Origin of the sequence: Frigoribacterium sp. R86507 (genome assembly GCF_044597695.1) — a bacterium.
Taxonomy (GTDB): Bacteria; Actinomycetota; Actinomycetes; order Actinomycetales; family Microbacteriaceae; genus Frigoribacterium.
This window is the reverse complement of sequence record NZ_CP139002.1, coordinates 2,544,595-2,554,647: the sequence shown is the minus strand read 5'-3', so window position 1 is coordinate 2,554,647 and position 10,053 is coordinate 2,544,595. Positions and strand designations below refer to the sequence as shown.

Annotated in this window: 9 protein-coding genes; 8 read left to right on the top strand and 1 reads right to left on the bottom strand. The window is 69.6% G+C overall.

Translation table 11 applies throughout. The annotated features are described in order from the left end of the window. Window positions 1–2: 2 nt before the first annotated feature. The 8 genes from ilvD (at window position 3) to serA (ending at window position 9,288) form a co-directional block, all read left to right on the top strand. A complete protein-coding gene (gene ilvD / locus SJY14_RS12020; protein ID WP_396599028.1) occupies window positions 3–1,715 on the top strand; it encodes a dihydroxy-acid dehydratase in 1,713 nt (570 codons plus the stop codon). A gap of 106 nt (window positions 1,716–1,821) precedes the next feature. After that, on the top strand, window positions 1,822–3,714 hold the full coding sequence (locus tag SJY14_RS12015; protein ID WP_083396109.1) for an acetolactate synthase large subunit: 1,893 nt from the start codon (window positions 1,822–1,824) through the stop codon (window positions 3,712–3,714). Then, entirely contained in the window at window positions 3,711–4,217 is a 507-nt protein-coding gene (gene ilvN / locus SJY14_RS12010) for an acetolactate synthase small subunit (RefSeq protein WP_043593980.1), read from the top strand. The genes SJY14_RS12015 and ilvN overlap by 4 nt, the downstream gene beginning before the upstream one ends. A 73-nt stretch (window positions 4,218–4,290) precedes the next feature. Further along, complete coding sequence (gene ilvC / locus SJY14_RS12005) at window positions 4,291–5,316, top strand: ketol-acid reductoisomerase (protein WP_396599027.1); 1,026 nt, start codon at window positions 4,291–4,293, stop codon at window positions 5,314–5,316. 175 nt (window positions 5,317–5,491) lie between these two features. Further along, window positions 5,492–6,631 (top strand): mannitol-1-phosphate 5-dehydrogenase, encoded by a 1,140-nt coding sequence (locus tag SJY14_RS12000; protein WP_396599026.1) that lies wholly within the window; start codon window positions 5,492–5,494, stop codon window positions 6,629–6,631. After that, window positions 6,628–7,146, top strand: a complete 519-nt coding sequence (locus tag SJY14_RS11995) for a hypothetical protein (RefSeq protein WP_396599025.1) — start codon at window positions 6,628–6,630, stop codon at window positions 7,144–7,146. The genes SJY14_RS12000 and SJY14_RS11995 overlap by 4 nt, the downstream gene beginning before the upstream one ends. Beyond that, window positions 7,143–7,538 carry a hypothetical protein gene (locus SJY14_RS11990; RefSeq protein ID WP_071254269.1) on the top strand — a complete coding sequence of 132 codons (396 nt, stop codon included), beginning with the start codon at window positions 7,143–7,145 and terminating at the stop codon, window positions 7,536–7,538. Before SJY14_RS11995 ends, SJY14_RS11990 begins: the two co-directional genes overlap by 4 nt. 160 nt (window positions 7,539–7,698) lie before the next feature. Next, window positions 7,699–9,288 (top strand): phosphoglycerate dehydrogenase, encoded by a 1,590-nt coding sequence (serA, locus tag SJY14_RS11985; RefSeq protein WP_054145646.1) that lies wholly within the window; start codon window positions 7,699–7,701, stop codon window positions 9,286–9,288. Window positions 9,289–9,376: 88 nt separating this feature from the next. On the opposite strand, the gene SJY14_RS11980 is transcribed toward serA, so the two are convergent. Further along, window positions 9,377–10,012, bottom strand: a complete 636-nt coding sequence (locus SJY14_RS11980) for an MBL fold metallo-hydrolase (protein WP_396599024.1) — start codon at window positions 10,010–10,012, stop codon at window positions 9,377–9,379. Window positions 10,013–10,053: the final 41 nt, after the last annotated feature.

The following is a 10,053-nucleotide window of genomic DNA, read 5'->3' as shown; positions in this document are numbered from 1 at the left end:
CCATGCCAGAGAAGCCCACCCCGGACGGGATCGACATCAAACCCCGCAGCCGCGTCGTCACCGACGGCGTCGAGGCCACCACGTCGCGAGGCATGCTCCGTGCCGTCGGCATGGGCGACGAAGACTGGAGCAAGCCCCAGATCGGCATCGCCAGCAGCTGGAACGAGATCACCCCCTGCAACCTGTCGCTCGACCGACTGGCCCAGGGCGCCAAAGAGGGCGTCCACGCCGGCGGTGGCTACCCGCTCCAGTTCGGCACCGTCTCGGTGTCCGACGGCATCTCGATGGGCCACGAGGGCATGCACTTCTCGCTCGTCTCGCGAGAGGTGATCGCCGACAGCGTCGAGGTCGTCATGAACGCCGAGCGACTCGACGGTTCGGTGCTGCTCGCCGGTTGCGACAAGTCGCTGCCCGGCATGCTGATGGCCGCGGCCCGGCTCGACCTCGCCAGCGTCTTCCTCTACGCCGGCAGCGTCGCCCCCGGCTGGGTCAAGCTCAGCGACGGCACCGAGAAGAACGTCACGATCATCGACTCGTTCGAGGCGGTCGGTGCCCACAAGGCCGGCAACATGAGCGACGACGACCTCAAGGCGATCGAGTGCGCCATCGTCCCGGGCGAGGGTGCCTGCGGCGGCATGTACACCGCCAACACCATGGCCAGCGTGGCCGAGGCCCTCGGCATGAGCCTCCCCGGTTCGGCGTCCCCGCCGTCGGCCGACCGTCGCCGCGACTATTTCGCCCACCGCTCGGGCGAGGCCGTCGTCGAGATGCTCCGCCTGGGCATCACGACGCGCGACATCCTCACGAAGAAGGCGTTCGAGAACGCCATCGCCGTGGCGATGGCCTTCGGCGGCTCGACCAACGTCGTGTTGCACCTGCTCGCCATCGCGTACGAGGCCGAGGTCGACCTCACCATCGACGACTTCAACCGCATCGGCGACAAGGTGCCGCACATCGGCGACCTCAAGCCCTTCGGCAAGTACGTCATGAACGACGTCGACCGCATGGGCGGCGTACCCGTCGTCATGAAGGCCCTCCTCGACGCGGGTCTGCTGCACGGCGACTGCCTGACCGTCACGGGCAAGACCGTGGCCGACAACCTCGAGTCGATCAAACCGAAGCCGCTCGACGGCGAGGTGCTGCGCACGCTCGACGACCCGATCCACGCGACCGGCGGTCTCACGGTCCTCAGCGGCTCGATGGCACCCGAAGGCGCCGTCGTGAAGACGGCCGGCTTCGACGCCTCGGTGTTCGAGGGTCCGGCGAAGGTCTTCGAACGCGAGCGTGGTGCGATGGACGCCCTCACCGAGGGGCGCATCGAGGCCGGCGACGTGGTCGTGATCCGCTACGAGGGCCCGAAGGGCGGCCCGGGAATGCGCGAGATGCTCGCCATCACGGCAGCCATCAAGGGCGCGGGGCTCGGCAAAGATGTACTACTCTTGACGGACGGACGATTCTCAGGCGGCACAACCGGCCTGTGCATCGGCCACATAGCACCCGAAGCGGTCGACTCCGGTCCGATCGCCTTCGTGCGCGATGGTGACTTGATTCGGGTCGACATCGCCGCTCGCTCGATCGACCTACTCGTCGACGCCGCAGAGCTGGACGCCCGCCGAGACGGCTGGGCACCGCTTCCCCCGCGCTACACCCGCGGTGTCCTCGCGAAGTACGCACGCCAGGTCCGTTCCGCGGCCGAGGGCGCCGTCACCTACTGACGCCTCCCGCCCCCGGGCCGAGCCGACGCGTCGCCGCACCCCCGTGCACGGCCGCGTCCCGCACCGTCACCATCGATCACCGACCACGAACAGGGAACCGGCACTGATGCCTGCAGAGTCCACCCCCACGCCCGGCACCGCGACACGGACGGCCCGGCCGAACGCCGGCGTGTCCGTCGGGTCGCCCCCCGCGCCTCCCGTGCTGACCGGGTCGGGTGCCATCCTCAAGTCGCTCGAGCACCTCGGCGTGACCGACGTGTTCGGGTTGCCCGGCGGCGCCATCATCCCCTTCTACGACGAGTTGATGGCCTCGACCGCGATCCGGCACATCCTGGTGCGCCACGAGCAGGGCGCCGGCCACGCCGCCGAGGGCTACGCCGCCGCGTCCGGTCGTGTCGGCGTCGCGATCGCGACGTCCGGTCCCGGTGCGACGAACCTCGTCACGGCCATCGCCGACGCCTACATGGACAGCATGCCGCTGCTGGCCATCACCGGTCAGGTCTTCTCGACCCTGATGGGCACCGATGCCTTCCAGGAGGCCGACATCGTCGGCATCACGATGCCGATCACGAAGCATTCGTTCTTGGTGACGAAGCCCGAGGACATCCCGGCGACGCTCGCCGCGGCGTACCAGATCGCGAGCACGGGTCGTCCCGGCCCGGTTCTCGTCGACATCACGAAGGACGCGCAGCAGAACAGCGCCCCCTTCGTCTGGCCGCCCGTCGTCGATCTGCCGGGCTACCGGCCGGTCACGAGGGCACACGGCAAGCAGATCACCGCCGCGGCCCAGATGATCGCCGACGCGAAGAGGCCGGTCTTCTACGTCGGCGGCGGCGTGATCCGCGCCGAGGCGTCGGCCGAGCTGAAGGCCCTCGTCGAGCTGACCGGGGCTCCCGTCGTCACCACCCTGATGGCCCGCGGTGCGTTCCCCGACACCCACTCGCAGCACCTCGGGATGCCCGGCATGCACGGCACCGTCCCGGCCGTGCTGGGCCTGCAAGAGAGCGACCTCATCATCGCCCTCGGCGCGCGGTTCGACGACCGGGTCACCGGCAAGGCCGAGCTGTTCGCGCCCGATGCGAAGGTCGTCCACGTCGACATCGACCCGGCCGAGATCTCGAAGATCCGCATCGCCGACGTGCCGATCGTGGGTGACGCGAAGATCGTCATCCCCGACCTCACGAGCGCCTTCGCCGAGGTCACGGGCGGCGTGAAGCCCGACATCGCGGCCTGGTGGGAGCACCTCGACGGGCTGCGCGAGCAGTTCCCGCTCGGCTACACCCAGCCCGACGACGGCCTGCTGTCCCCGCAGGCGATCATCCAGCGCATCGGTCAGCTCTCCGGCCCCGAGGCGATCTACGCCTCCGGCGTCGGCCAGCACCAGATGTGGGCGGCCCAGTTCATCGAGTACGAACGACCGCACGCCTGGCTCAACTCCGGAGGCGCGGGCACGATGGGCTACTCGGTCCCGGCCGCCATGGGGGCCAAGGTCGCCCAGCCCGACCGCGTGGTGTGGGCGATCGACGGCGACGGTTGCTTCCAGATGACCAACCAAGAGCTGGCGACCTGCGTCATCAACGACATCCCGATCAAGGTCGCGATCATCAACAACTCGTCGCTCGGCATGGTGCGGCAGTGGCAGACGCTCTTCTACGAGGGGCGCCACTCGTTCACCGACCTCAACACCGGTCACGAGACGCGCATGGTGCCGGACTTCGTCAAGCTCGCCGACGCCTACGGCGCGCTCGGCATCCGGGTCCGCACCGAGGACGAGGTCGACGCGGCCATCGAACTCGCCCTCGCGACCAACGACCGACCGGTCGTCATCGACTTCGTCGTCAGCCGCGACGCGATGGTCTGGCCGATGGTGCCGCAAGGGGTCTCGAACTCCGAGATCCAGCACGCCCGAGCCCTCGCTCCCGAGTGGGACGACGAGGCGCCCGGCACGAGCGCCTCCGACACCACCCGTGACGGCGACATGACCGGAGAACACGCATGAGCCACGTCCTGTCCCTGCTCGTCGAAGACAAGCCGGGTCTGCTGACCCGTGTCGCCGGGCTCTTCGCCCGACGCGGTTTCAACATCGAGAGCCTCGCCGTCGGCAAGAGCGAGGTCGAGGGCCTGAGCCGCATCACGGTCGTCGTCGACGTCGAAGAGCTGCCGCTCGAGCAGGTCACCAAGCAGCTGAACAAGCTCATCAACGTGATCAAGATCGTCGAGCTCGACTACTCGCAGTCCGTCCAGCGCGAGCACCTGTTGATCAAGGTGCGCGTCGACAACACGACCCGTTCGCAGGTGCTCGAGGCGGTCACCCTCTTCCGTGCCTCGGTCGTCGACGTGTCGACCGACGCCCTCGTCATCGAGGTCACGGGTGACACCGGCAAGACGACCGCGCTGCTCCGGGTGCTCGAGCCCTACGGCATCAAGGAGATCTCGCAGTCGGGCCTCCTGGCCATCGGCCGCGGCGCGAAGTCGATCACCGATCGCGTCTTCAAGAACTGACCCCGCGAGGGGTCGCGCACCGCGCCTCCTCGCCCCGACACCCCACCGTCACCACCCAAGGAGAACCCACACCGTGACTGAAATCGTCTACGACAACGACGCCGACCTGTCGATCATCCAGGGCAAGAAGGTCGCCGTCATCGGCTACGGCTCGCAGGGCCACGCCCACGCGCTGAACCTCCGCGACTCCGGCGTCGAGGTCGTCGTCGGGCTGAAGGAGGGCTCGAAGAGCCGCGCCAAGGCCGAGGAGGCCGGCTTCACCGTGCAGACGCCCGCCGAGGCCTCGGCCTGGGGTGACGTCATCGTGATCCTCGCCCCCGACCAGGTGCAGCGCCACGTGTACGCCGACGACATCGCCCCCAACCTCGCCGACGGCAAGGCCCTCGTCTTCGGACACGGCTTCAACATCCGCTTCGGCTACATCGAGGCGCCCGAGGGCGTCGACGTGGTCCTCGTCGCCCCCAAGGGGCCCGGCCACACCGTCCGTCGTGAGTTCGAGGCCGGCCGCGGGGTGCCCGTCATCGTCGCCGTCGAGAAGGACGCCTCGGGTTCGGCCTGGGACCTCGCCTGGTCGTACTCGAAGGGCATCGGCGGCCTGCGTGCCGGCGGCATCAAGACCACCTTCACCGAAGAGACCGAGACCGACCTCTTCGGCGAGCAGGCCGTGCTCTGCGGCGGCACCTCGCAGCTGATCCAGTACGGCTTCGAGACCCTCACCGAGGCCGGCTACCAGCCGCAGATCGCCTACTTCGAGGTGCTCCACGAGCTGAAGCTGATCGTCGACCTGATCTGGGAGGGCGGCCTGGCCAAGCAGCGCTGGAGCGTCTCCGACACGGCCGAGTACGGCGACTACGTCTCGGGCCCCCGCGTCATCACCCGCGACGTCAAGGACAACATGAAGGCCGTCCTCGCCGACATCCAGTCGGGTGCCTTCGCGAAGCGCTTCATCGACGACCAGGACGCGGGCGCCCCCGAGTTCCAGCAGCTGCGCAAGAAGGGCGAGGAGCACCCGATCGAGGCCACCGGCCAAGAGCTGCGCGCCCTGTTCGCCTGGAAGCAGCAGGACTCCGACTACGTCGACGGCAGCGCTGCGCGCTGACGGCGACGCAGCCGGGGCGACGCAGGCCATCTCGGTCGGCTTCGCCGACGGGCGACGGCAGCGCCGCGCGCTGACCCGACGTCGTCACCGAACCACCCGAGAGGGCCCCGCACCACCCGGTGCGGGGCCCTCTCGCCGTCCGTCGGCCAGGTGACCTCGTGGCATGATCTAAGGCATGGCTCAGAGCAAGAAAGCAGTGCACTTCGGCGCCGGCAACATCGGCCGCGGCTTCGTCGCCCAGTTCCTCCACGCGAGCGGCTACGAGGTCGTCTTCGCCGACGTGAACGACGACCTGATCGGGGCGCTGCAGTCGCAGTCGTCGTTCGAGGTCCACGAGGTCGGCGAGGACAGCCGGACGACGGTCGTCGACGGCTACCGGGCGATCAACAGCCGCGTCGACGAGGCGGCCCTCGTGGCCGAGATCGCGACGGCCGACGTCGTGACCACCGCGGTCGGCGCCCGCATCCTGCCGTTCGTCGCACCGGTCATCGCCAAGGGCCTGGCCCAGCGGTCCGCGGAGCTGGCGCCGCTCTCCGTCATCGCGTGCGAGAACGCCATCAACGCGACCGACTCGCTCGCGGCCGCCGTGCGTGAGCACGACCCTGCCGAGAACGCCGTCTTCGCGAACTGCGCCATCGACCGCATCGTGCCCGAGCAGGCCGGCGGCACGCTCGACGTCACCATCGAGTCCTTCTTCGAGTGGGTCGTCGAGAGCACGCCGTTCGGCGAGCACCGCCCCGACATCGAGGGCGTCACGTGGGTCGCCGACCTCGAGCCCTTCATCGAGCGCAAGCTCTTCACGGTCAACACCGCCCACGCCGCGGCCGCCTACCACGGGTTCCGCAAGGGGCTCGCGAGCATCCGCGAGGCCCTCGACGACGCCGAGGTCATGGCAGAGGTCCGCGGCGTCCTCGCCGAGACCAAGGGTCTGCTCGTGGCCAAGCACGAGCTCGACGCCGACGAGCAGCAGGCCTACATCGAGAAGAACCTCGTCCGCATCGCCAACCCGCACCTCCCCGACACCACCGAACGCGTCGGCCGGAACCCGCTCCGCAAGCTCAGCCGCCACGAGCGGTTCGTCGGCCCCGCGGCCCAGGCCGCCGAGCGCGGGCTGCCCTACGACGCCCTCGTGCGCGCCGTGCGTGCCGCCCTCGACTTCTCGGTGCCCGACGACGTCGAGAGCGTCGAGCTGCAGTCGCTGCTGACCTCGGGTCTCGGGGCCGACGAGCTCACGCGCACGCTGACGGGCGTCCAGGACGACCACCCGCTGTTCCCCGCGTTGCTCGCGGCGGTCTCGTCCAAGCTCACCGCATGACGCCTGCCGAGCCGCAGGCGCCGGCTGGCGGCGACGCCGACGACGCCCTGACCTGGGGTGACGAGGCCGACAGCAGTCACGTCGAGGGGCCCACGCCCACGGGTCGTCCGCGTCGGGGCAGACGGTCCGACTCCGCCGGCGACGAGCTCGGCGCCGACCTCGACGACGAGTCGGGCGACCCGGACTCGGACGACGACGAGGACGACGTCGACGACGGCCCGGCCGTCATGAGCTCGGCGTCGCTGGTCGTGCACGGCGTGCTCGGCGGCGTGTTCCTCCTCTGGGCGGCGGGCTGGATCGTCGCCGTGGGCGACTTCACGAACCCGTTCACCGACGCGATCTCGTCGCTCATGTGGAACCTCGGCGAGCTGTTCGCCGTGGTGGCCCCGATCGCGTGGTTCGTGGCGGTCATCGTGCTCGTCCCCGTCGATCGCACCGGGCGCCGTCTCGCCTGGATGGCCCTCGGGGCGCTCCTCGTCGCCCCCTGGCCCCTCGTGATCGGAGGCTCCGCATGAGCGACCACGAGCACGACGCCGTCTCGGTGACGGCCGGTGACGCGAGCGAACCGGGCCGCGCCTCCTTCTTCTTCTACCTCGCGGTGGCGATCGTCTTCGCCGTCTTCTTCGCCTTCGACCTGTTCGAGGCGATCTCGAACCTCGTGCTCGTGCCGCAGGTCTTCACGCAGAACAACGACTTCTACCGCGAGAACGGCCTGGACGGCCTCGTGGTGTCGCCGCCCTGGGTGCCGCTGATCGTCGGGGTCGTCGTGCCGCCGCTGGCGTTCGTCGCCGCGATCGTGGTGGGTCGCCGTCGTGAACTGTGGAAGTTCACGCTGGTGCTGTTCGCGGCTCTGGGTCTCGTGGCGGCCGTGTCGCTGACCCTGACCGCGTACGTCACGACGGTCTGAGCGGGCCGAGGAGGCGCGGGTCGGGTCCTCGACGCCGTCGGCCGGGGACGGCGTCATCCGGACGTAACGATCCGCGCGAGTCGATAGAGTCGTCACCAGCCGCGCCCACGGCGCGTCGCGGCTCCTCAACGAACACCACCCAGAGAAGGACGTCCGCCCCGTGGCCAAGCCCGTCGTGTTGATCGCAGAAGAACTGTCACCCGCCACCGTCGACGCCCTCGGGCCCGACTTCGACGTGCGATCGGTGGACGGCACCGACCGCCCCGCGCTGCTGGCCGCCCTGGCCGACGCCGACGCCATCCTCGTGCGGTCGGCGACGCAGGTCGACGCCGAGGCCATCGCCGCCGCTCCGTCGCTCAAGGTCGTCGCGCGCGCCGGCGTCGGGCTCGACAACGTCGACATCAAGGCGGCCACCACGGCCGGCGTCATGGTGGTCAACGCCCCGACGTCGAACATCATCTCGGCCGCCGAGCTCACGGTCGGGCACATCCTCAGCCTCGCGCGCCACATCCCGGCCGCGCACTCCGCCCTGGCGCAGGGACAGTGGAAGCGGTCGAAGTACACCGGCGTCGAGCTCTACGAGAAGACGGTCGGCATCGTCGGCCTCGGCCGCATCGGCGCCCTGATCACGGCGCGCCTGCAGGCCTTCGGTGTGAACGTCGTGGCCTACGACCCCTACGTCACGCCGGCCCGCGCGCAGCAGCTCGGGGTCACGCTGCTGTCGCTCGACGAGTTGCTCGCCACGAGCGACTTCGTGACGATCCACATGCCCAAGACCCCCGAGACCACCGGCATGATCGGCCTCGAGCAGATGAAGGCCATGAAGAAGTCGGCGTTCGTCGTCAACGTCGCCCGCGGTGGCCTCATCGACGAGGACGGCCTGTACGAGGCCCTCACGACCGGCGAGATCGCCGGCGCCGGGCTCGACGTGTTCGTGAAAGAGCCCCCGGTCGACCAGAAACTGCTCGGTCTCGAGAACGTCGTGGTCACCCCCCACCTCGGTGCCTCGACGGACGAGGCGCAGGAGAAAGCCGGCGTCTCGGTCGCCCGTTCGGTGCGGCTCGCACTCGGCGGCGAGCTCGTGCCCGACGCGGTCAACGTCGCCGGCGGCGTCATCGACCCCTACGTGCGTCCCGGCATCCCCCTGGTCGAGAAGATCGGTCAGGTGTTCTCGGGCCTCGCCGACAGCCCGTTGACGAGCGTCGACGTCGAGGTGCGTGGCGACCTGGTCGAGTACGACGTCAGCGTGCTCAAGCTGGCGGCCCTGAAGGGCATCTTCACGAACATCGTCAGCGAGTCGGTCAGCTACGTGAACGCACCGGTGCTGGCCGAGCAGCGCGGCATCACCGTGCGTCTGCTCACCGATCCGACCAGCGACGAGTACCGCAACGTCATCACCCTGCGCGGCTCGCTCAGCGACGGCTCGCAGATCTCGGTCTCCGGCACCCTCACCGGGACGAAGCAGGTCGAGAAGATCGTCGAGATCAACGGCTACGACGTCGAGGTCCCCATCGCGGCCCATCACCTCGTCATGGTCTACACCGACCGCCCCGGCATCGTCGCGGTCTACGGTCGCGAGTTCGGCGACGCCGGCATCAACATCGCGGGCATGCAGATCGCCCGGCAGAGCGCCGGCGGTCAGGCCCTTAGCGTCCTGACCATCGACAGCCCGGCGCCCGACGAACTCGTCGAGAAGGTGCGTGTCGCCATCGACGCGAAGACCCTGCGCGAGATCGACGTCACGCTCTAGTCACGGCGCCCGACGACGAACCGCCCCTCCTCCGGTCAGACCGGAGAGGGGCGGTTCGTCGTCGGGGGAGTGCCCGTCGTCGGTGGGCCTACAGGTCGACCGACTCGTGCGCCTCGAGCTTCACGGCATCACCGCCGACCGACTGCGCGGAGGCCTTCATGCGGTCGAAGTGCATGGCGAGTCCGGGCGCGGAGAGGGTCTGCTCGTGGGTGGGAAAGGCCAGTCGGGGCTTGACCGCCGCGACGTAGTCGATCACCTCGGCCACCTTGAGCCACGGTGCGCCGACGGGGGTCGCGAGGACGCCGACCGGCACCGGCGGCACCGTGAACTGGTCGCCCGGGTAGAACAGCGAGCCGTCGACGAGCACGCCGACGTTGTCGATGACCGGGATGCTCTCGTGGATGACCGCGTGGCGCGAGCCGTGGAACGCGAGCGTGAAGGGGCCGACCTCGACGGTGTCGCCGTCGGCGACGACGTGCACGTCGAAACCTTCGGCGGCCGTGGCCACGCCCGCCGGGCCGTAGACGGTCGCGTCGGGGTTCGTGGCGAGCAGGTGGGTCAGCTGGTCGGGGGTCCAGTGGTCGGCGTGTTCGTGGGTGACCACGACGGCGTCGACGTCGTGCAGGTCGATCAGGGGGGCCGTGAACGACCCGGGGTCGACGACGAGCTTGCTCCCGTCCTTCTCGAGGATCAGGCAGGCGTGTTCGAGCTTCGTGAGGCGCATGAGAGCGACTGTACGCGCGTCGAGTGGGTCGATCTCGACGC

Bases quoted from the DNA above. Each gene is read 5' to 3' on its own strand.
- ilvD (WP_396599028.1), top strand. From the start codon at position 3: ATGCCAGAGAAGCCCACCCCGGACGGGATCGACATCAAACCCCGCAGC.
- SJY14_RS12015 (WP_083396109.1), top strand. From the start codon at position 1,822: ATGCCTGCAGAGTCCACCCCCACGCCCGGCACCGCGACACGGACGGCC.
- ilvN (WP_043593980.1), top strand. From the start codon at position 3,711: ATGAGCCACGTCCTGTCCCTGCTCGTCGAAGACAAGCCGGGTCTGCTG.
- SJY14_RS12000 (WP_396599026.1), top strand. From the start codon at position 5,492: ATGGCTCAGAGCAAGAAAGCAGTGCACTTCGGCGCCGGCAACATCGGC.
- SJY14_RS11995 (WP_396599025.1), top strand. From the start codon at position 6,628: ATGACGCCTGCCGAGCCGCAGGCGCCGGCTGGCGGCGACGCCGACGAC.
- SJY14_RS11990 (WP_071254269.1), top strand. From the start codon at position 7,143: ATGAGCGACCACGAGCACGACGCCGTCTCGGTGACGGCCGGTGACGCG.
- SJY14_RS11980 (WP_396599024.1), bottom strand. From the start codon at position 10,012: ATGCGCCTCACGAAGCTCGAACACGCCTGCCTGATCCTCGAGAAGGAC.